At 62.4% G+C, this 22827-nt stretch carries 16 protein-coding genes; 3 read left to right on the top strand and 13 right to left on the bottom strand.

The genetic code is table 11. The annotated features are described in order from the left end of the window. Window positions 1–42: 42 nt before the first annotated feature. From aspS to CPA56_RS01325, 4 genes are all read right to left on the bottom strand, one after another. On the bottom strand, window positions 43–1863 hold the full coding sequence (gene aspS, locus CPA56_RS01340; protein ID WP_182040249.1) for an aspartate--tRNA ligase: 1821 nt from the start codon (window positions 1861–1863) through the stop codon (window positions 43–45). A 196-nt stretch (window positions 1864–2059) separates the two neighbouring features. After that, entirely contained in the window at window positions 2060–3010 is a 951-nt protein-coding gene (locus tag CPA56_RS01335) for a GNAT family N-acetyltransferase (RefSeq protein WP_182040248.1), read from the bottom strand. A 307-nt stretch (window positions 3011–3317) separates the two neighbouring features. Beyond that, the gene (locus CPA56_RS01330) at window positions 3318–4931 is read right to left on the bottom strand and encodes an FAD-dependent oxidoreductase (protein WP_182040247.1); all 1614 of its coding nucleotides are present in this window, start codon (window positions 4929–4931) and stop codon (window positions 3318–3320) included. 138 nt (window positions 4932–5069) lie between these two features. Further along, on the bottom strand, window positions 5070–5864 hold the full coding sequence (locus CPA56_RS01325) for a DUF2076 domain-containing protein (protein WP_182040246.1): 795 nt from the start codon (window positions 5862–5864) through the stop codon (window positions 5070–5072). 283 nt (window positions 5865–6147) lie between these two features. Between CPA56_RS01325 and CPA56_RS01320 the strand changes: the two genes are divergently transcribed. Together CPA56_RS01320 and glyS are read left to right on the top strand one after the other, a co-directional pair. Continuing rightward, window positions 6148–7044 carry a glycine--tRNA ligase subunit alpha gene (locus tag CPA56_RS01320; RefSeq protein WP_182040245.1) on the top strand — a complete coding sequence of 299 codons (897 nt, stop codon included), beginning with the start codon at window positions 6148–6150 and terminating at the stop codon, window positions 7042–7044. After that, a complete protein-coding gene (glyS, locus tag CPA56_RS01315) occupies window positions 7037–9142 on the top strand; it encodes a glycine--tRNA ligase subunit beta (RefSeq protein ID WP_182040244.1) in 2106 nt (701 codons plus the stop codon). Before CPA56_RS01320 ends, glyS begins: the two co-directional genes overlap by 8 nt. 75 nt (window positions 9143–9217) lie before the next feature. Here the strand turns inward: glyS and CPA56_RS01310 are convergent, their stop codons facing one another. From CPA56_RS01310 to CPA56_RS01275, 8 genes are all read right to left on the bottom strand, one after another. After that, window positions 9218–9874, bottom strand: a complete 657-nt coding sequence (locus CPA56_RS01310) for a LysE family translocator (protein ID WP_182040243.1) — start codon at window positions 9872–9874, stop codon at window positions 9218–9220. A gap of 87 nt (window positions 9875–9961) precedes the next feature. Beyond that, complete coding sequence (gene rodA / locus CPA56_RS01305) at window positions 9962–11116, bottom strand: rod shape-determining protein RodA (protein WP_182040242.1); 1155 nt, start codon at window positions 11114–11116, stop codon at window positions 9962–9964. 15 nt (window positions 11117–11131) lie between these two features. After that, entirely contained in the window at window positions 11132–12967 is a 1836-nt protein-coding gene (gene mrdA / locus CPA56_RS01300) for a penicillin-binding protein 2 (RefSeq protein ID WP_229707261.1), read from the bottom strand. Window positions 12968–13141: 174 nt separating this feature from the next. Further along, a complete protein-coding gene (locus CPA56_RS01295; protein ID WP_182040240.1) occupies window positions 13142–13708 on the bottom strand; it encodes a hypothetical protein in 567 nt (188 codons plus the stop codon). 235 nt (window positions 13709–13943) lie between these two features. Continuing rightward, window positions 13944–14876, bottom strand: coding sequence for a rod shape-determining protein MreC (gene mreC, locus CPA56_RS01290; RefSeq protein WP_182040239.1), 933 nt, complete (start codon window positions 14874–14876; stop codon window positions 13944–13946). A gap of 67 nt (window positions 14877–14943) precedes the next feature. Next, complete coding sequence (locus tag CPA56_RS01285; RefSeq protein WP_182040238.1) at window positions 14944–15990, bottom strand: rod shape-determining protein; 1047 nt, start codon at window positions 15988–15990, stop codon at window positions 14944–14946. A 250-nt stretch (window positions 15991–16240) separates the two neighbouring features. After that, on the bottom strand, window positions 16241–17812 hold the full coding sequence (locus CPA56_RS01280) for a 2-isopropylmalate synthase (RefSeq protein WP_182040237.1): 1572 nt from the start codon (window positions 17810–17812) through the stop codon (window positions 16241–16243). A gap of 193 nt (window positions 17813–18005) precedes the next feature. Continuing rightward, window positions 18006–18842: an N-acetylmuramoyl-L-alanine amidase family protein gene (locus CPA56_RS01275; protein ID WP_182040236.1), complete on the bottom strand. Its 837-nt coding sequence runs from the start codon at window positions 18840–18842 to the stop codon at window positions 18006–18008. A 657-nt stretch (window positions 18843–19499) separates the two neighbouring features. On the opposite strand from CPA56_RS01275, the gene CPA56_RS01270 reads away from it, so the two are divergent. Then, window positions 19500–22334 (top strand): ribonuclease E/G, encoded by a 2835-nt coding sequence (locus CPA56_RS01270; protein ID WP_182040235.1) that lies wholly within the window; start codon window positions 19500–19502, stop codon window positions 22332–22334. Window positions 22335–22421: 87 nt separating this feature from the next. Here CPA56_RS01270 and CPA56_RS01265 read toward each other — a convergent pair whose 3' ends face one another. Beyond that, window positions 22422–22802, bottom strand: coding sequence for a hypothetical protein (locus CPA56_RS01265; RefSeq protein WP_229707258.1), 381 nt, complete (start codon window positions 22800–22802; stop codon window positions 22422–22424). Window positions 22803–22827: the final 25 nt, after the last annotated feature.

Below are 22827 nucleotides of genomic sequence, written 5' to 3'. Positions count from 1 at the left end.
CGCCCCGGCCTTCACGTTTCACATCAGGTCAGGAGGCCGACATCAGCCCTGCTTTTCCTGGGCCTTGCTGCCACCAGCGGCAGGCTTCGGCTTGGGCAGGTCCAGCTTGAGGGAAAGCTCCTTCAGGCGGGCTGGCTCGACCGGAGCCGGAGCTTCCATCATCAGGTCCTCACCGCTCTGGTTCAGCGGGAAGAGAATGACCTCACGGATGTTCGGCTCATCGGCCAGCAGCATGACGATACGGTCCACACCCGGCGCGGCACCACCATGCGGCGGGGCACCATAACGGAACGCATTGAGCATCCCGCCAAAGCGGGCCTCCACCACATCCGGGCCATAACCGGCGATCTCGAAGGCTCGCAGCATCACGTCCGGCAGGTGGTTACGCACGGCACCGGAAGACAGCTCCACACCGTTACAGACGATGTCATACTGATAGGCCTTGATGGTCAGCGGGTCCTGCGTGTTCAGGGCTTCCAGACCGCCCTGCGGCATGGAGAACGGATTGTGGGAGAAGTCGATCTCGCCCGTTTCCTCGTTGCGCTCATACATCGGGAAGTCCACGACCCAGCAGAAGCGGAAGGCGTTCTTCTCGATGATATCCAGATCGGTCGCCACCTTCGTCCGCACCACGCCGGAAAACTTGACGACCTCGTCCCCCTTGCCCGCTGCAAAGAAGACCGCATCACCGGCCTTCAGGCCGCAGATTTCACGGATTTTCTCGACACGGTCAGCTTCCAGGTTCTTGGCGATCGGCCCCTTGCCACCTTCCTCATCAAAGATGATGTAACCGAGGCCCCCGGCCCCCTGATCCCGTGCCCAGCTGTTGAGCTTGTCGAAGAACGCCCGGGGACGGCTGCCCGCACCCGGTGCCGGGATGGCACGCACACGGCCACCGGAGGCTGCAATGCGGGCGAACAGACCGAAGCCGGAGTCAGCAAACTGCTCCGTCACGTCCCTGATGATGAGCGGGTTGCGGAGGTCAGGCTTGTCGGACCCGTAATCCCGCATCGCATCAGCATACGGGATGCGGGGGAATGCCCCGTCCGTGATCTTCCAGCCTTCCGGCGTGAATTCGTTGAACACGCCAGCCAGAACCGGCTCCAGCACGCTGAAGATGTCTTCCTGCGTGGCGAAGGACATCTCGAAATCAAGCTGGTAGAACTCGCCGGGGCTGCGGTCCGCACGGGAGGCCTCGTCACGGAAGCAGGGGGCGATCTGGAAATAACGGTCGAACCCGGCCACCATCGCCAGCTGCTTGAACTGCTGCGGAGCCTGCGGCAGGGCATAAAACTTGCCGGGATGCAGACGGGCCGGAACGAGGAAGTCCCGTGCGCCTTCCGGGGAGGATGCCGTCAGGATGGGGGTCTGGAATTCCGTGAAGCCCTGCTCGACCATACGGCGGCGCAGGCTGGTGATGACCTGGCTGCGCAGCATGATGTTGCGGTGCATCTTCTCCCGGCGCAGGTCGATGTAACGGTATTTCAGGCGCAGATCCTCAGGGTAGTTCTCCTGCCCGGCCACCTGGAAGGGCAGAACCTCCGCCCGAGACTGCACGTCAATCCCACTGGCCCGGACCTCCACATCACCCGTTGGCAGGGCGGGATTCCGCTGTCCATCCTCACGCACCACGACCTCACCCGTCACGGTGATGACGCTCTCCACCCGCAGACGCTCGGCCTGTTCCAGCAGTGCCCCTTCGGACGGAACGACGATCTGCGTCACGCCATAATTGTCCCGCAGGTCGATGAAAAGCAGCCCGCCATGGTCACGCTTGCTGTGAATCCAGCCCGACAGCCGTACGGTCCTGCCTGCATCATCAGCACGCAGGGCGTTACAGAAATGGGTACGGTACTGATGCATGAATTCAAACCTCGTCAATCTCGTCATGGTCCGGCTCACCACAGGCTGCACCTGCCGCTCCGACCCGCTGCATGGAATGGCGGCCACGCCCTGAACGCAGCTCTCCTCACAAGGCCGTTTCCTACCCCAATCATGGTGGAAAAGCCAATCCTAATCAGCAGCCGGTCGGCGTGGGCACCCGCTCCCGGCACTGCCTTCAGTACAGGTCATAGCATCTGTATTTTCTGAGCACGTGCCGTTTGACCAGATCAATGATGTAACGCTTCACATGATATGAGGGCGTGCCGAAGCGGATCTCCGACCGCGTGACGGGCTTCTGCCCGAAACTGGCCAGCATCTTCGCCGTACGGACGGAACCGAATCCGTCAAAGTCGAAAGTCAGGTTCCGTTCCTTGGCCTGTTCAATGGCCTTCCAGATCAGCAGCATGTTCATGCCCGGAACCCGTGAGCTGTGCGACCGGACGGACTGCCAGTAATAGAGTGTCCTGTCATCCCAGATGAGCAGCGCAGCCGAGACGAGGTCATCCTGATCGTACGCATACAGGGCAATGGCCTGATCCCGTCTGTACGCCTCCATGAACAGGGCTTTCAGCAATGGGAAATCGTGATGGCTGTATGGCTGTTCCCGCCTGGCCAGAGCGATGAACGGCTCCACATCCCCCACCTGCCGGACGGACAGTTTCCTGCTGGCCGTCCGGATGAGATTGCGCGTTTTCTGGTCACAGTCCTGCCAGACCGTTTCAAGCGGTTTTTCCGGCGGGATACGGAAGGTGAAATCCTGGACGACACGGAACCCGGCCAGCCTGAAAGCGAAGGAGGTATCATTTTCCGGGTCCAGAAAGAAATGAACCCCGTGATGCTTGGGCAGCCCCGCTATCGTCTTCTCCACGACATGCCGGATATTCTGCTCATACCGGAACGTCTTGGACTTTGGCAGGGAAAGATACGGGCCCAGTGTCCGGGTATATTTCGGCATCCTGATCACATAGGACCCGAGGGACTTTTTCCGCACGAACGGAAACCGGGACACGACCTTCCCTCCCATCTCTATGTCCACGGAAGAAAATTTCTGACGGCTGGCTATGGTCAGCCACCAGTCCTGATGAAAGATGGGCTCCGCTGTCCGGGAGAGAATGTTGTCACACATGGGTCCGCAATACATGATGGATCAGAATAGATGAGAACTCCTCTTAACATCACTGAGTTCGGGCGGTAATTAATAATTTTTTTAAATGATTAAGGAGCGACAAATATAAATAAATGAAAAACGAAAAATATACGGATAATGATCATGAAATTCTGAAAAATTTACCTGAATATCTGCAGCACCCTCATTTCATCACGTCTGTGTGTCCACATGTCCCTCTCACGGACACACCATAAAAAATGGGGCCATTACAGGCCCCACATTCACATGACTGACAGGGCAGAAGACCGCCCACAAAAGACATCCCTCACACGATGACGGTCCGAACCTCCCTGGCCACGAACCCCTCAAAATCCACGGCGGCACGGGCCATCGCCGAAGACCGCCCGGCCGACACCAGAGCCACCACCCTCTGATCCTTCATGTAGGCGGCCATGAAATCGAACCCGCCCAGATCACCCTCGATCAGAACCCTGTCGAATGATTCACCCCACCCCATATATTCCAGCTTCTTGCCAAACTGCTGCGTCCAGTACCACGGCATCGGCATGGGCTGACGGGGCAGGCCAAGAATGCTGCGGGCAGCGGCACGTCCCTCGATCTGGGCCTGCCGCCAATGTTCTATGCGGTAGAAGGTTCCATCATGGCGGAAGGTGGCAACATCACCGGCGGCGTATATGCCCGGCATGACCTTCATGTCGTCATCCACGACGATGCCGGTCGTGCCACTCTCCGGAGCCGTTCCGACATCATCCGGCAGAAACCCACGGCACGGCTCATTGCCGATGGACACCAGCACATGGGTGCAGGGCAGCTTCATGCCGTCGGCCAGCTCCACGCCTTCCACCCTGTCCTTTCCATAGATGCTGACGACCGAACAGTCCGTCACGAACGCCACGCCATTGTCGGTATGCAGGCGCAGCAGGATGCGGCCCACCTCCCGGCCCCACTGGGCTTCCATGGGGATGACCTGCTCCGGCGCAATGACCGTCACACCGGCCCCTTTCTGACGCAGGGCGGAGGCAAGCTCCAGCGTCGTCAGGCCACAGCCTATCAGGACCACGGCCTGATCCCCCGTGATTCCCTGCGATATCTGCCGGGCGTCACGAACGTCATGCAGGGTCATCACCCCCTTGAGATCAATGCCGGGAAGGTCCGGCTTCATGGGGCGGCCTCCCGTCGCAATCAGCACATGGTCGGCACTGTAATCCCGGCCATCCTCCAGCTGGACCCGTCTTGTCTCGCAGTCCAGCGACGTCACGGTGCCCTGCACACGGGTGATTTCGTGATGGGCAAAGAATGTCTCATTCAGCAGGAGGGGCGGCTGCACCTTGTCAGGCCCTCCCAGAAAGATGCCCTTGCTGAGAGACGGACGGTCATAAGGCGGCGAACTCTCATCACCGATCAGGACGATGCTGCCCCCGAACCCTTCTTCCCGCAGGGTATAGATGGCACTGGCGGCAGCCGCCCCGCCACCCAGCACGAGAACCGACCGGTCCTTCATGTGTCTGGCAGCCGGAGAGAGTCTCGTGGCATTCACCCCGACCAGCACCCGCCCCTCGACAAGCCTGACGGGATAGACCGGCAGGGACGAAAAGGCGACGGGTTCCTTCACCCTGCCATCACGCACGCCAAACAGGGCCTTGTGCCACGGGCAGACGATCACGTCCCCATGCACCTTGCTGTAACAGTGAAGACGTCCCCGCAGGGGAGCCCCCTTGTGCGGGCACCGCCCGCCCAGGGCATGGACCTCCCCACCCACACGGACCAGCGCAATGGGACGCTCCTTGAGGATGATGGAAAGCACCTCGCCTTCCTTCACGTCCTCCACAGCCGCAACGTCATACAGGGTCTGATCCGGCAGAGAAGAGTCGGCCTCGCTGACATCAGGCCCGAGTGCGGTCTGGGGAGCGTGTTCCATAAATGTGTGTCCTGTCCCTGTCAGGCCCCTGAACGACACATCCCGCCCTGCACTGCGGGGCCATCATGGCCGGGATGCTGCATGAACGACAGGCAGGGCGACAGCCGCCCTGCCCCCGACATCATATGTCAGACAGTCTCAGAAGAAATCATCCCGGTCGGAACTGCCGCCAAAATCGCCACCATTATCGACCGGAGCTTCCTGCGGCCCGAAATCCTGCGGAGAAAAGCCCGGCGCATCCACTCCACTTCCTGCGAAAGGATCGGAATGACTGTCACCATAATTGTTGATGATGGTCGTCTCGCCACCAAAACCGTCACCATCGCCAGTCCCTTCATGGGCATGGCCATGCTCGCCGGAGAACAGCCCTTCCAGAGCATGGGCCGCCATCATGCCACCGGCCACACCAGCCGCCGTGGACAGGGCCGACCCCAGAAAACCGGAGCCTGACCGTGCGAACATGCCCGGCTGATAGCCCGGCGGCGGCGCATAGCTCCGCCCCATCTCAGGCGCAGCCGCACCGGAGGCTGGCCCCCAGCCCGGCGGAAGGGAAGATCCACGGGGCGGAGGTGCCGCCGCAGCCCCACGGCCGAACAGCCCGGAGAAGAACCCGCCGGACTGGCCGCTGCCCTGCTGTCCCGACTGGCTGGCCTGCTGCTGGAGCTGGGCAATCTGCCCCCTCGCCTGCTGGAGCTGGAACTCCAGGTCCCGGATGCGGGCCTGCGCCTGTGAAAGGGCGGCCTCCTGCACGACGGCAAGCTGCGTGATGCGGTAGCGGGCCTCCGGGAAACGCTGGAAATTCTCGGCAATGAAACGGTCCGCCTCCGGATCAATCGGCGGCAGGGAAGCCGGACTCTGGCCGTTCGGCAGTCCCACGCCTCCGCCGACACGGGCGACAAAACGGCTTATGAGATCACGTTCTTCCGAGTTCATGGGCGTGCTGTCCTTCACAACTGCTCCGCAGACCTCCCTGTCCGGCCTCGGCCGGGCATGTCATCGGGTGGTGCTGCCTCATTGGTCCCCCAAGATATGATACAGCTCCACGAGACCCGCAAGACCTCCGCCACCTCATGCAGGGTCATCCCCGCAGAATAGGCCCATCATGACAGGTTTTTTAGGAACTGCCCATCATCAGGCGGCCTCCCCGTCACTCTCTGCCCCCTGCCCGCTGGTGATCGGGCCGGTCATCCTGTAATGTGACGCCATCTTCACGTTAATGGAGCCTAGTGAATTGTCCACATCCCGGCCCCCCTGCTTTCAGGATCTGATCCTGCGCCTTCATCAGTTCTGGTCCCAGAAGGGCTGCGCCATTCTCCAGCCCTACGATACCGAGCTTGGTGCAGGTACGCTGTCCCCACACACGACCCTGCGGGCACTGGGCCGCAAGCCGTGGGCTGCCGCCTACGTGCAGCCCTGCCGCCGCCCGTCCGACGGCCGTTATGGCGAGAACCCGAACCGCCTGCAGCATTATTACCAGTATCAGGTGCTGCTCAAGCCCACCCCGCAGGAAAGCCAGGACCTGCTGCTGGAAAGCTACCAGGCCATCGGGATCGACCCCGAGAAGCACGACATCCGCTTCGTGGAGGATGACTGGGAGAACCCCACCATCGGGGCCTGGGGGCTGGGCTGGGAAGTCTGGTGCGACGGCATGGAGGTCACGCAGTTCACCTACTTCCAGCAGGTTGGCGGCATCCCGACCGTCGTTCCCTCCACCGAGCTGACCTACGGGCTGGAGCGTCTGGCTATGTATGTGCAGGGTGTCGAGAATGTCTATGACCTCGACTTCAATGGCCGGGGCCTTACCTATGGGGATGTCTTCCTCCGGGCCGAGCGGGACTATTCACGGCACAATTTCGAGCTGGCCGATACGGACATGCTCCTTGCCCAGTTCCGGGCGGCCGAGGCTGAATCCATCCGCCTCTCCGAGGCTGGCGTGGCCCAGCCCGCCTATGACCAGTGCCTGAAAGCCTCCCATCTGTTCAACCTGCTGGATGCCCGGGGGGTCATTTCCGTTTCGGAACGTGCCTCCTATATCGGGCGCGTGCGTACACTGGCCAGGGCAGCCTGCGAAGCCTGGCTTGCCGGAGACGAGGAGGAAACCACCCATGGCTGAACTGCTTCTTGACCTGTCCTGCGAGGAAATTCCCTCCGGGATGCAGGCCCGTGCTGCCGAGGACCTCGCCCGCCTGCTGGAACAGGCCCTCGCCGACCTGAACCCCCGCAACATCCGCAGCTTTCATGGTGCCCGCCACATTGCGGCCAGCCTCGAGGTGGATGAGAGCATCCCCGCCCGCACCATTTCCGAGCGTGGCCCCCGGGAAACTGCCCCGGAAAAGGCCCTTGCCGGGTTCTCCCGCAAGCATGGCGTCAGCCCCGATGAGCTGACGAAGGAAAACGGTTTCTGGGTCCTCAACCGTACCCTGCCACCGGTCAGGGCGGCAGAGCTGGTTGCCGAACAGCTGCCGGAGCTTCTCTGGAAATTCCCGTGGCCCAAGGCCATGCGCTGGGGCAATGGCTCCCTCTTCACCTGGGTACGCCCGCTCCATCACATTGTCTGCCTGCTGGATGGCCAGACCGTTCCCTTCACCCTGGCCCGTCAGGATGACGACGCCCACGGGCTGAAAAGCGGCAACGTGACCGAAGGCCACCGCATCCTCTCCCCCGGCACGTTCACCGTCACCGGCACGGAGCAGTGGCTGAAGGAACTGGAAGCCCGCCACGTCGTCATCAACGAGGAGAAACGGGCTGGTCTCATCCGTCAGGGTGTCCATGCACTCGCTGATGAGAAGGGGCTGACGCTGGTCGAGGATGAAGGGCTGGTCCGTGAAGTCAGCGGGCTGGTGGAATATCCCGTGCCCCTGCTGGGCCGCATCGATGATGCCTTCATGGACCTTCCACCGGAAGTCATGCAGGTCTCCATGAGGGTCAACCAGCGTTACTTTGCCCTGCGCACGAAAGACGGCAAGGCTGCTCCCTATTTCGCCTTCGTGGCCAACCAGACCTTCAGCGATGGCGGCACGCTCTGCATCGCCGGGAATGAACGTGTCCTGCGTGCCCGCTTTGCCGATGCCCGCCATTTCTGGGACCTCGACCGCAAGACGAAACTGGCCGACCGTGTCGAGACCCTGAAGCCCGTCACCTTCCATGCAAAACTGGGCACGCAGGAAGAACGGGCACGGCGCATCAGCACTCTGGCAGGCATCATCGCCACGGCCATGCAGCTGAATGACGCACAGGTGAAACACGCCGAACGGGCCGGTCTGCTCGCCAAGGCTGACCTGACGACCGGCATGGTCGGTGAGTTCCCCGAGCTTCAGGGCGTGATGGGCGGCTATTACGCCGCCCATGATGGTGAAGCCCCGGAAGTAGCCCAGGCCGTTGCCGAACATTACATGCCCCGTGGGTTGCAGGATGGCACGGCCAATGCTCCCGTCTCCGTTGCTGTCGCTCTGGCGGACCGGCTGGACATGCTGGCCGGATTCTTCGCCATCGGGGAAACTCCCACCGGCTCTGGCGACCCTTATGGTCTGCGCCGTGCCGCCCTTGGGGTGATCCGCACCATCCGGGACAATGGCCTGCGTATCGATCTCGGCAGCCTGCTCTCCAGAGCAGCCGAGGCCTATGCCGGGAAAGAGGGCAAGGATTCCGCTCTGGGTGAGCTGGAACCCTTCTTCACCGACAGGCTCCGGGTCCAGCTCCGCAATGAGGGCCGCCGCCATGATGTGCTGGATGCCACACTGGCCGTCACACAGGTTCAGGAAAACAGGAGCCTCTTCACCGATCATCTGGATGGCGACCTTGTCCGCCTGCTCAGCCGTGTGGAGGCCCTGTCCGACATGATGGGCACGGAAGACGGGCAGAACCTTCTGGCCGCCTACCGTCGGGCCACGAACATCCTGCGCATCGAGGAGAAAAAGGACGGTCCGCACCATCAGGCCCCTGAAGCGGCCCTCTATGTGCAGGATGAGGAACGTGACCTGGATGCGGCCCTGAATGATGCCGGACCGAAGATCACGGCCAGTCTGGCCGATGATGACTTCACCAGTGCCATGCAGCATCTCGCCGCCCTGCGCCCGATCATGGACCGCTTCTTCGAGGCCGTGACCGTCAATGCGGAAGATGCTGGCCAGCGTCTCAACCGTCTGCGCCTGCTGTCGGCCTTCAGCCGCAGTGGCCAGCTGATCGCAGACTTTGGCCGGATCGAAGGCTGAGCTGCACTCTGACAGCCAGAGGCGGGAAAGGCCGGTGGGAGGGTTCTCTCACCGGCCTTTTCTCTATGCCCCTCTTCAGTGCGAGGGACTATCTGTCAGGAATATCTTTGCCCCGAAACCGATGAAAACCAGCCCGGTCAGCCTGTCCAGACGGCGCACCACAACGGGCCGGTTGAAGAACTGTGCCAGCGGAACCGTCAGGGCCACCAGCAGCCCCAGCCATATGAAGGTCAGCACGACCTGGATCACCACCTGCACCAGCGTGAAGGCCACCACATCCGTGGCAGGCGGAATGAACTGCGGGAAAAAGGTGATCACGAAAATACCCGCCTTGGGATTAAGGAGGTCCGTCAACATCCCACGGCGGAACCCCGGCCAGAAGGCGTTACGATGTTCCACCCGCCGGGCCTGCTCCGGCCCGGCCTCCGTCGTCAGTGCCGTGCGGGGGCGCAGAAGCTGGCTAAGGCCCATCCAGACCAGATAAACCGCACCGACACATTTCACGATGAAGAACGCCGTGGAAGACGCCGCCAGAAGGGCCGTCAGCCCGAACGCCGCTGCCAGCCCCCAGAGGCTCAGCCCCACGGCGATGCCAAAGATGGCCCCGATCCCGGCACGCCGCCCATCGGAAGCGGCCGTCCGAAGGACCATGACGGAATCCAGCCCCGGCGTGATGGTGAAGATCGCCGCTGCGGTGGTGAAAGCCAGCAGGGGAAGAAACCATTGATGCATAAAAAACGGACACCTGAAAAAACCGGCCACGACACCCCGCAGCCCGACGTCTCCCAGATGGGGTCTCGGCCTTACGGTTCCAATGGATCAGTCAGGGTCATCCCGATGCACCCAGCTGGAAAGCAGCAGGCCAAACCCGAACATCATGGTCAACATGGCCGAGCCTCCATAGGAGATCAGCGGCAGCGGCACGCCTCCGACCGGGATGACCCCCATGACCATGGAGAGATTGACCACACAGTACAGGAAAAAATCCATGGCGATGCCCAGCCCGACCAGCCGACCAAAGCGGTTCCGGCAGCGCAGGGCAATCAGCATGCTGCTCAGCATGATCAGGAACAGCAACCCGATCACGACCACGCCCCCGACATAGCCCCACTCTTCCCCGATCATGGTGAAGATGAAATCCGTCTGCTTCTCGGGAAGGAAGCTCAGCTGCCCCTGGGTTCCATGCAGATAGCCCTGCCCCCAGCGTCCACCCGCCCCTAGGGCGATGCGAGACTGGAGGATGTTGTACCCGGCCCCCAGCGGATCACGCTCGGGATGGAGGAAGGTGTCAATCCGTGCCTTCTGATAGTCGTGAAGATGGTTGTAGATGAACGGCCCCAGAAAAGGCAGTGGCGACACCAGAATGATGATCTGCCACCAGCGCATTCCCGCCGCAAAGAACAGCGAGGCTCCGATCACGCCAACGATGGTCGCCGTACCCAGATTGGGTTCCTTCAGCACCAGCACCACAGGCAGCAATGTCAGACCGGCCGGAATGATGAGCCGCAACGGGTTGCCCATGCGCTCACGCCCGATGCGGTAAAACCATGTCGAGAGCATGAGCACCAGCGCAATCTTGGCGAACTCGGAAGGCTGGAACTGGAAACCACCCAGATTGATCCAGCGTTCCGCCCCCTTGCCCACATGGCCCATCTTCAGCACAAGCGTCAGAAGCAGGATGGAAAGCCCGTAAATGGGCACGGAGAGCATCCTCAGGACCCGTGGGCTGGCCAGGGCCACACCCAGCATCATCAGCAGCCCGAAACAGAAACGGATGAGCTGGGGCTGGGCAAACGCCTCCGCCCGTCCGCCACCGGCGGAATACAGGGCGATATAGCCCACACCGGCCAGACAGCAGATCAGCAGGACGAAGAACCAGTTGATCTGCCAGAGGCGGGAGAACATGCGCAGATTCGGCTCTGCCCGCAGCAGGCGGCGGGCCGTACGGGGGACGGTGAAATCCTTCAGCGGCATGGCACCCCCTTTCCGTCAGTCATCCAGCCCGTCCGCCCGGGCCACCACGCCTCTGGAGAGGGACGTGCGGTTGGCCGGGTCCCTGACGAGCGCATCCGTCATGATCTGTGCGGCCAGAGGGGCAGCCTCGGTCGCACCCGCATTGCCGTGCTCCACCACGACAGATACCGCATAACGGGGATTGTCATAGGGCGCAAAGCAGATGAACAGCGCATGAGGCCTGTACTGCCACGGCAGGTTCATGGAGTTGAAGTGCCCGCTCTCACGCAGGGCTCTTGGCACGTTCCGCACCTGCGCCGAACCGGTCTTGCCGGCCATCTGGACACCGGGGAGATTCAGCCTGGCTGCCGGGGCCGTACCCTGCGGCTCGTTCACCACGGCAAACATGCCGCTACGGGCCGCCGCCAGAAACTCCTTGGCAAAAGGCAAAGGTTCTGGGTCCGTCATGATGGCCTGATCGCTCACGGACCGCAGCAGATGGGGCTGGACCAGCCGCCCCGTGGCCAGACGGGACGCATAGGTCGCCAGAGCCAGAGGGGTCGTCTGCACGAGGCCCTGCCCGATACCGGCATTGACCGTATCACCACCATTCCAGTGATGACCATGTTTCCGGCGCATTTCCGGCGTGGGAACGGACCCTGCCCGCCTGTGGGGCAGCTCTATGGGGAGCGGCCCGTCAAGCCCCAGCGTGGCGGCCGCATCGTGAATGGCCTCCATGCCACAGCGGCGGGCCACCTGATAGAAATAGACGTCGCAGGAATATTTCAGGGCCTGGTGCAGGTTGATCGCCCCATGCCCGTACCGGCTCCAGCAATGGAAACGTACCCCGCCCATGTCGTAATAGCCCGGACAGGAAAAACGCTCGGATGGCGTGATCGCATGAGCCCTCAGGGCCGCAAGGGCCACGGCTGGCTTGAAGGTGGACCCCGGCGGGTAGAGGCCGGACACGGCCTTGTCCACCAGAGGCGTCCGCTGGTCGGTGATCAGGCTGTTCCACTGGGTCCGGCTGATGCCACCATCAAACAGCGTGGGGTCGAAGGAAGGCGTGCTGACCAGCCCCATGACCTCACCATTGCGACAGTCCATCACCACGGCACTAGCCACACGCTCGCCAATACGGTCCCGGATGCGGCTCTGCAGGGTCGTGTCCAGCGTCAGCTCAAGACGGGCACCCGGCTGGCCTTCCACACGCTCCAGCTCGCCCATGACCCGGCCATAGGCATTGACCTCCATCTCCACGGTACCGGGCTGGCCACGCAGGTGAATTTCCTGCGTCTGCTCGATCCCGGCACGCCCGACCTTCATGCCAGGCAGGGCCATGATGCCGTCCCTCTGGACATCCTTCTCATTGGGCGGGGCCACATATCCGATGATGTGCGCCAGCAGCTCCTTGAACGGATATTCCCGGGTCGTCCCCACGTCGATCAGGACACCGGGCAGGGTCGGCGCATTCAGCCCCAGACGGGCGACGTCATCCCAAGTCAGGAATTCCTTGAGGGTCAGCGGCACATAGCGGCGGACATGCTTGCGGTCACGCTCGATGCGGAGGCGGTCACGCTCGTCCAGCGGCACGATGGTGGCAAAACGGTCCACGACGGCCTGAAGGTCCGTCGTTTCCTCCACCATGACGAGCGCACGCCAGTTCGGCCTGTTCCCGGCCAGCAGCACGCCGCAGCGGTCATAGATTTCACCACGGGCCGGGGCAATCTGGCGACGGCTTGTCCTGTTCCGGCGTGCCTGCTCCTTCAGCTCGTCCCCATGGACGACCTGCATCTCGTACAGATGATGGGCCAGCGTCCCCATGACACCCGCCTGGGCCGCCAAGATCAGCAGGGCACGGCGTGTGAACATGCCTCCACCGGCTGCCTGCTCCTCCGTAAAAGACAGGTCAGCTGCTGGACCACTCCGTTTCCGAAATGGCGGACGAGTTTCATCACGCCGAAAGAACATCGTTCAGTTTACACTTAAAAAAGGATTAAAGGAAAGAAACCGCAAGGCTGCCCTGCCATAGACAGAGCCAGTCTATTACAGTCTGTCATGTTTTTCCATAACGGAGAGACCCCACAAATAAAGAACATGCAGAAAAGGATAGCTTCCCACGGCCAGAGCTTCCTGAAAAACAATGGGATAGACTGAAAGGGCACCCCGTACACGAATGACCATCAGGACCCAGTCCGTCAGTGCCTCCCCCAGGACGATCAGCCCGTAAAGCGTCCATGAAAGCAGGAACCCCCTCCGGGACAGTCCCACCCGACAGCCGTGAGCCACGCCATAGGCGACGAGCATCCAGAACAGCAGGACACCCGGCGGATTGGCACTGAACAGCTCGATCACCAGCCCGCTGCAGAACAGCCCCAGCAGCGGCATGAAAGCAGGCCGGTACAGTGCCCAGAACCAGACCGTCCCCAAGGTGAGGGCTGTCTGAAGTTCAGTCTGTCCCAGTATGCCGAAAGGAGCGGACAGCACGAAAGCCAGAATGACCATGACGACACAGGGTGAGAGCTTGCGCCGCACCCGGACCATCAGCTTGCGCTGCCGGACACCTTCCAGTGCCTCATGGTCCAGCCGTCCCTGTTCCAACCGTAACGCCATGCCCCGCACCTGTTGCTGTTCTATTGCCCGCCAATGTCCCCCCGGGGATAATGTCCTTTCCCCCAGAAAGCAAACGCCTTGCGGAGGAGACCATCTCTTTAAGGCAATTTCTGGTTCGTCGCCCGTCCCGTCCGCTGACGGAACAGATGACAGTCTTGTAGACCATCAATGGCAACAGGTCATTTAACCAGATGGTGATAATATGGCAAATTCTGGGCATACTCGACAGCCTGCCCTAACCGTTCCTGAGAGATGAAAATGGCAGGAACCGGCGGAGATTCTGCCAGTTCGACGGGGCCTCGCCATCATGATGGTCCGGCAGAAGGGGCGGTTTCTCCCGGACCCTGCCGGCACTGGGGGGAGCCTCCAGCATGAAGTCACCATCGAAGATGCGCACGAGCTCAAGACGTTCCAGTGCGGCATCCGGCACCACGACAGGCTGGCCGGGAGACAGATAATGCACATGCCCGACAGCGACACCACCCGTCAGGCCCGTCTGCCCTCTCGTGACGATATGCTCACCCTCTTCCGGACGCAGGCTCTGGCTGTAATACATCAGGCGGGGATAAGGCGTGTTGTCCCCGATCATCATTGCATCGCCACCGCTGTTCTGCAACGTGACGGGAATACGGCTGGCCGCATCCTCGATGAGCAGGACCCGCACGACATGCGCTCCGACCTCACTGACACGCCCGACAAGACCGACGGCATCCACGGCCAGACTGCCCTGCTGCACCTGATGGTCACCCACCTGCAGCAGCACGGCCCTCAGATAGGGACCACTCTCATCCCGCACGACCCAGCCGCTGACATAGTCCCTCGTATCCTCCGCTCCCCAGTGCAGGACCGCCTTCAGCCGGGCATTTTCCTGCCGCAGCGTCTGGGCCTCTCCGTACCAGTAGGCAAGCTGGCGGTTTTCCTTTCTCAGGCGGGCATTTGCCGCCAGAAGGTCCCCGACCCCCTGAAGGGTCAGCTGCCATTTGTAGAACTGTTTCTGAGGGAACAGCAGACCCTGATAGACGGGGCCCATCTCCCGGGCGGCGGCCATGCGCAGCTGGATGGCCCTGCCCGACCATATCTGCCCGGCAAGCATGACCCCCACAGCCAGAAAGACCATGACCGGCAGGACCAGTCCGGACAGAAGCTGACGTGTATGGATGGAGATCATGAAACGGCCACTCCCTTCCCCCGGTCCTGACTGTCAGGAAGGCCGCATCCTTCCTGACGCAGGGGCATCAGTACATGCTGCTCAGGACACTGCGGAGCTGCTGCATCTGCTCCAGCGTGCGCCCCGTGCCCACGGCAACACAGGAGAGGGCATTTTCCGCCACGAAAACGGGCAGGCCCGTCGCATAGCGCAGCACGTCATCCAGACGGCGCAGCAGGGCACCACCACCGGAAAGGACGATCCCCTTCTCCACGATGTCGGCGGCCAGCTCCGGCGGCGTATGCTCCAGCACCGTCGCCACGGCGTCGATGATGTGACCGACCGGTTCCTGAAGGGCCTCGGCGATCTGAGCCTCACTGACGGTGATTTCACGGGGGACGCCATTGAGCAGGTCACGCCCCTTGAGCGGCATGGTCCGTTCCTCGCCCTGTGCGCTCGGGTCGAAAGACGCCGCACCGAGATCAATCTTGATCCGCTCGGCAGAGCTTTCACCAATCATGAGGTTATAGTTCCGGCGGATGTAGGCCATGATGGCCTCGTCCATCTGATCCCCGCCCACACGGACGGAACGGGCATACACGATGCCCCCCAGGGAGATCACGGCCACCTCGGTCGTGCCTCCACCAATGTCCACGATCATGCTGCCGGAAGGCTCCGTCACGGCCAGTCCGGCACCGATGGCGGCCGCCATCGGCTCCTCTATCAGATAGACCTTGCGGGCACCGGCACTCTCCGCACTCTCCTGGATGGCGCGACGCTCCACGGCGGTGGAGCCGGACGGCACGCAGATGACGATCTGGGAGCTGAAAAAGGACCGGCGGTTGTGCACCTTGCGGATGAAATGCTTGATCATCTCCTCCGCACTCTCGAAATCGGCGATGACGCCGTCACGGAGAGGGCGGATGGCCTGAATGTTCCCCGGCGTACGGCCGACCATCAGCTTGGCCTCATTACCGACTGCCAGAACCTGTCTGCGCCCGCGCACCTCTGTTACAGCAACGACGGAAGGCTCACTCAGCACCACACCACGCCCCTTGACATAGACAAGGGTGTTGGCAGTGCCAAGATCGATCGCCATATCAGCGGAAATGAGCCCCAACAGACGAGAGAACATTCAAAACTCCTGGCCGGTAACCCCGCACTCACGGGGACATGAAAATAATCAGAACACCATCCACAGCATTCCCAACAAATTATAAAGACCCACGACAGTTCAGCAAGGCCATATTCCGCCATGAAGCAATATTTTTCGCAGAAAACCAAGCTCCAATTAATGACGGGTAACGTCCGGACTGACCTGGAAAGACTGTCTGGAACCGGTGCGAGACAGAGGCTGCGGACCACACCAGCTCTTCTTTCCAGAGTCAGGCGGACAGCTCTTCAGGTTCACCACGCAGACGCTTGACCAGCAGCTTGTTCAGGGCATGGATGTAGGCCCGGGCGGCGGAAACGACCGTATCAGGGTCACTCCCCTGCCCGTCCACCAGACGACCTCCTTCCTGAAGGCGTACGGTCGTCCGTGCCTGTGCATCCGTTCCTTCCGTCACGTTGGCCACGGAGAACAGGGCCAGCGTCGCCTCATGCGGGAAGGCCTCGCCAATCGCCCGGAACACGGCATCCACCGGTCCGTTGCCCGTGGCGGAGACGTGGCGGGCCTCGCCGTCCACCTCGATCTCCAGAGCCACCTGTGCGGCATGTTTCGTCCCGCCCGTCAGCTCCAGGGAGGTCAGACGGACACGCTCATGGTCACGGCTCTCGTCATCGACCAGTGCCCGCACGTCATCGTCAAAGACGATCTTCTTCTGGTCCGCCAGTGTCTTGAAACGCTGGAAGGCCGCATTGACCGTCTCTTCCGTCAGGTCATCATAACCCAGTGCCTTCAGCTTGTCCCGGAAGGCCGCCCGGCCGGAATGCTTGCCCAGCACCAGCGACGTACTCGTCCAGCCCACACTTTCCGGCGTCATGATCTCATAGGTGCCGGCGTGCTTCAGGATGCCGTCCTGATGGATGCCACTCTCATGTGCAAAGGCATTGCGCCCCACGATGGCCTTGTTCGGCTGGACGTCAAAGCCCGTGATCGTGGCCAGCAGGCGAGACATGCCCAGCAGGCGGGGCGTCTCGATTCCCGTCTCCATGCCGTAACGGTCATGACGGGTCCGCAGGGCCATCACGACCTCTTCCAGAGCCGCATTACCAGCCCGCTCGCCGATGCCGTTGATCGTGCATTCAATCTGTCGGGCACCGCCCTCAACAGCGGCCAGCGTGTTGCCGACGGCCAGCCCCAGATCATTGTGATTGTGGGTGGAGAAAATGACCTGGTCCGCCCCCGGCACACGCTCTCTCAGCATGGAGAAGATGCGCTCCATCTCATCCGGTGTCGCAAACCCGACCGTGTCGGGAATGTTGATGGTCGTCGCCCCGTTGGCGATGGCCGTCTCCACACAACGGCACAGGAACTCGGGGTCCGTCCGGGACCCGTCCTCGGCGGACCATTCCACGTCGTCCGTGTAGCGGCGGGATTCCCTGTTGCCGAAAGCGATCAGCTCCAGCACCTTCTCCGGCTCCATCCGCAGCTTGTACTTCATGTGCAGCGGAGAGGTGGAGATGAAGTTGTGGATGCGCCCACGCCGTGCGCCTTTGATGGCCTTCCCGGCAGCCTCGATGTCCCTGGGAGCACTGCGGGCCAGACCGCAGATGACAGGGCCGTCCACCTTGTCCGCAATCTGCTTCACGCTCTCGAAGTCACCCTCCGAGGCGGCCGGGAAACCGGCCTCGATGACATCGACACCCAGTGCGGCCAGGGCATGGGCCATGCGCAGCTTCTCGCCCAGGTTCATGGAGAAACCGGGAGACTGCTCACCATCACGCAGGGTCGTGTCAAAAATGATGACACGGTTGTCGGCAATATGACCAAAGGAAGGGTGCTGAAAAGACATGTGACGCTCTGCTCTGCTTTCTACGAAAATTCAAGGAAAGAGGATGAACCCCCTGAACGCGGCCAAGCACCTGCTCGCCTGCTATGGCGTTCAGGGGTTCATAAGTCGTAGAAGGAGAGCGTGAAAAAATGTCATTACGGCGCAAAGGTAACGGCCATGCGGCCCGGTGGCAACCCCAAAATGTGCACGGCCGTCACAGCATGCCTCTCCTCTGCTGCTGGAAGTAGCCGTCTATGGCCTGTTTCATGGCCTGCGTGATCTGGGTCCGGTGGGCGGCCCGACGGAGGGCCTGTTCATCCAGATGATTGGACATGAAGCCCATCTCCACCAGAATGGACGGGATGTCACCCGACTTCAGGACCTTGAAGGCCGCATGACGGGACGGATGATGCAGCAGCTGGATGCGGTTTTGGAAGGACCGGATCACACTGGCCGCCATGTGGGCCGATCCCCGCCTCGTCTCCTCATGGACAAGACTGTTGAGGATTTCCTCCACGTCCGGCGGCACGCCCTCCAGTCCTGGCCCCGCAAAACGGTCCGCACTGTTCTCCGTCTCGGCCAGCAGGGCCGTCTGCCTGTCCGAAGCATTGCCGGACAGCGTGTAGACACTGGCCCCACGAACATCGGGCTGGTGCAGCGCATCGGCATGCATGGAAATGAACAGGTCCGCCCTGTGCCTGTGCGCCAGCTCCACCCGTCCTGCCAGCGGAATGAAACGGTCATCCGTCCGACTGAGCACCACGTCATATTTTCCGGATACCATGAGCAGGTCGTGCAGTTCCGTCGCCGCCGCCACGGCGATATGCTTCTCGTAGGTCCCGGACACGCCGATGGCCCCGGGGTCCTTCCCCCCATGCCCGGGGTCCAGCATGATGACGGGCCGGGGCGGCGGCGCATTCCGGAGGATGGCAGGGGCGTGCCCGGCCTTCCTGCCCTGATGATGCCGTGCTGCCAGAGCCTTCTCCCAGGACGGGAACAGCAGTCCACCTGCCGCTCCCCCCAGAAGATGCCGACGTGTCAGCCTCCCCATCGCTCTTCTCCTCACTGATCCCTGCTCCCCCTCACCACGCCACGCCCGCCATCATGTCCGGCACGGTTCCCCACGCCAGCAGGGCGGGGCCCTCTCCATTCCATTAGGCGATCATCCCGGCAACGGGAACAGTCTTTCCATTCCCCTGATTAACAGGTGGATAAAACAGGAAAAAATGGCATCATTCTGCCCTCTCCAGCCCCCCGCAACTCCCCACTTGCCACGCCGTCTGATTTAGGCCATTCTCACCCTGCATACGCCCACGGTCCAGATACGTTCCCACCCCTGCAACACGGGCTGGCAGGACAGCATCAGGCAGGGCCAGCACATGCAGTACCTTTCCGTGCCGTTTGGTGCAGATAGCCCGGGGCATTTTTCCCGGTGTGCTCACACCCTGGCAGGAAGGCTGCATCCGAACCACAGGCAGCCCACCCTGGATGACACCGTCACCTCCGGGACAGGTTGCAGAATCCCCAGATGGCAGGACCTGCCATCAGCGTGTTTACCAGAGGCTGAGATGCTGTTCTGCGTTATCAAATCCGGCGGCCCGTCATGCGTCGTGTCCGCCCGCAAGAGACCGAACAGCCCACCCTCTGTTGACCCAGACAATCGGCGCAGGCAGGGCCATGACCCGTGCGCCACGGAGTCCAGTCCTTCATGACAAAGCAGATGCTCATAGACGCCACACACGCCGAAGAAACCCGTGTTGTGGTCATGAACGGCAAGCGCATTGAAGATTATGATGTCGAGACATCAGCGCGCCGTCAGCTCAAAGGCAACATCTACCTTGCCAAGGTCATCCGCGTGGAGCCGAGCCTTCAGGCCGCCTTCGTGGATTACGGCGGCAACCGCCACGGCTTCCTTGCCTTCAGCGAGATCCATCCCGACTATTTCCAGATTCCCGTCGATGACAGAGAGAAGCTTCTCGCCCTCCAGGAAGAAGAATACGCCGCCGAGCAGAACAGCCGGGACAGCGAGGCGGACGAGGAAGACGCCGACGGGGACGACACCCACGAGACGGACGAACCCGGCCCGGAAATCGTCAGCGGCGAGCATGATACCGGCGACGAGCAGAGCGCAAGCCGCCGCATGGCCCGCTTCCTGCGCAACTACCGCATCCAGGAGGTCATCCGCCGCCGTCAGGTGATCCTCGTGCAGGTCGTCAAGGAAGAACGTGGCAACAAGGGTGCCGCCCTGACGACCTACCTCTCCCTTGCGGGCCGCTATGGCGTGCTGATGCCCAACGCCCTGCGTGGCGGTGGCGTCTCCCGCAAGATCACCTCCGAGACGGACCGTCGCCGCCTGCGGGACATCGTCAGCAAACTGGACCTGCCCCGGACGATGGCCATGATCATCCGCACCGCCGGAGCCAGCCGCCCGGAGGCCGAGATCACCCGTGACTGTGACTACCTCCTCCAGCTCTGGGACAACATCCGCACCCATGCGCTGTCCTCCATCGCCCCGGCCCTGATCTATGAAGAGGCGAGCCTCATCAAGCGGGCCATCCGTGATCTCTTCACCCGTGACATAGAGACCGTCCTCGTTGACGGTGAGGAAGCGTGGAAAAACACGCGGGAATTCACCCGCCTGCTGATGCCCCACAATGCCAGCCGTGTCCGCCTCTGGCAGAACCGGGGACAGAACCTCTTCGCCCACTATCATGTGGAAAGCCATCTGGAGGCGATGTTCTCCCCGATCGTCCGGCTGGAATCAGGCGGCTATCTCGTCATCAACCAGACGGAAGCTCTGGTGGCCATCGACGTCAACTCCGGCAAGTCCACCTCCCAGCGCAACATCGAGGAAACGGCCCTCCGCACCAATCTGGAGGCGGCCGAGGAGGTCGCCCGCCAGCTGCGCCTGCGTGATCTGGCCGGGCTGATCGTGATCGACTTCATCGACATGGAAAGCCGCCGCCACAACAGCCAGGTGGAAAAGCGTCTCAAGGATGCCCTCCGGGTGGACCGTGCCCGTATCCAGCTGGGCCGCATCTCCCATTTCGGCCTGCTGGAAATGTCCCGGCAGCGTCTGCGCCCCTCCATTGCCGAGAGCATGCTCAGTCCCTGCCCGCACTGTCAGGGTACCGGCTTCATCCGGGGTGTGGAAAGCATGGCCCTTCAGGTCCTCCGCAGCGTGGAGGATGAGGCCAGCCGCCGCCGTGCCTCGGACATCATCGTGCATGTCAGCCCCAGCATCGTCCTTTACATGCTCAACAGCAAACGGGCCGCCATCAGCCAGCTTGAGCAGCGGCACGACATGACCATCCGCTTCGAGAATGACGACAGCCTGCCGGAAGGCGAGCTGCGGATCGAACGGCTGGCCCCACGCCAGAAACCGGCCCGTGAGGATAATCCCGTCAGTACCGTCCGTACCATCGACATTACGGAGGGAGCCGCTCCCGCCGTCACCCCGGATGACGCCTCTCCCGCACCCGAAACCGAGGAAAGCCGGAGCGAGCCAGAAGCCGGTTCCGACAGCGGGTCCCGCCGTCGCCGTCGCCGCCGTGGTGGCCGCCGCCGGACGGAACAGGACACGCCAGAGCAGTCCACGGACCTGACCGAACAGGCCGCCGCACCGGTCGACACCGGCAGCGATGAGAAGGCCTCTGACGAGGACGATCAGGCTCTCATGCCCGGCCGCCGCCGCACCAGAACACGGCGTGTCACCTCCTCCTCGGCAGCTACCCGTCCGGCAGCCGCTCCCCAGCGGGAGGCAGAAGAGCAGGCCAGCCGCCGTCGTGAGCGTCCGGCCCGCCGCCGCCCGGCCCGTCAGCAGGACGGACAGGGCCCGGCGCAGGAACTCTCCACCTATCAGGGGCCGACACCGGCCAACCCGTTCCAGGGGGCTGGCGTCGACATCTTCGACATCATGGAGCAGCAGGAGGCCCGCCAGAGCCGTCAGGACACGTCCCGCACGGATGAGCCTGAAGCCGCCGAAATGGAGGACGTGCCCGTCCGTCAGCGGGCCACCCGCCCGGCAGCACGGGTGAGCGCACAGGAAGCCCCGACGGAGCAGGAAGATGAGCGGCCAGCCCGTCGTCCCCGTCGTCGCCCCACGACACGCAGCCGCATCGTGGTGGACCAGGATCAGGATGATGACGACAATCAGGTCGTCAAAATCCCGTCCCGCCCTTCGGACGATGATGACGAGGCAGCCCGCCGTGCAACACGGCGTCCCCGTCCCCGCCGTCGTCCCGCACGGAGCACCGCTGCCGAGCCTGCCGAAGCAGCCGTCCACGAGGAAGAAACCAGGGCGTCAGCCGAGGCCCTTCCTGAGCCGTCACCGGAGCCGCAGGAAGCCGCTCCGGCGGATGAGAAACCGGCCCGCAGACGGCGTCCTGCCCGGCGCAGGAAGGCCGAGGACGCCGCCGAGGCGACACCCGCCGCCAGCACCCCGGAAGAACCGGCCCCGGCCGAAAATTCCGCAGCTCCCCAGCCCATCAATATTGATGAGGCCAAGCCGAAGAAGCGGCGTGCCGGGTGGTGGAAGCGTTAAGCATCCACCCTCCTCATGGACTGAACAGAAAAGGGGCGGCCGGAATGATCTGGCCGCCCCTTTTCCATCCTGATGGCCGCAGTCCTGTCAACGGCAGACGCTGTTGCTGCCATCCTGCGCGATGAACGTGCCCGTCAGTGGCTGGAAACAGGCATTACGGGTGCAGCTGCTGCCGGTTGCCAGACTGCTGCCATATACCCCGGCTCCCGTCGCTGCCTGCTCATGCAGGGCCGTCCCACAGAGCGGCGTATCCACCGGTGCGGAAGGCAGATTGGTCTTCGTCTGCTGAGAGTAGGCCCCGTCACTTCCCCCACCGGAAGGTGCCCCCGCAAAACTCTGGATGGCCGGGTGCTGTGCCGCTTCCAGCTGCCGTGACGTCTGGTCGCTGGCACATCCCGCCAGCACGCCCCCCATCACCAGCATCAGACCATAACCCCATACCCCACGATATTTCATGATGCTACGCATCCTGTCCCTCCTCCATCACCCTGAT

It is taken from the genome of Bombella mellum, from assembly GCF_014048465.1.
In the GTDB taxonomy this organism is placed as follows: Bacteria; Pseudomonadota; Alphaproteobacteria; order Acetobacterales; family Acetobacteraceae; genus Bombella; species Bombella mellum.
The sequence above is the reverse complement of the archived record's forward strand: the minus strand, read 5'-3'. Positions and strand labels throughout refer to the sequence as shown.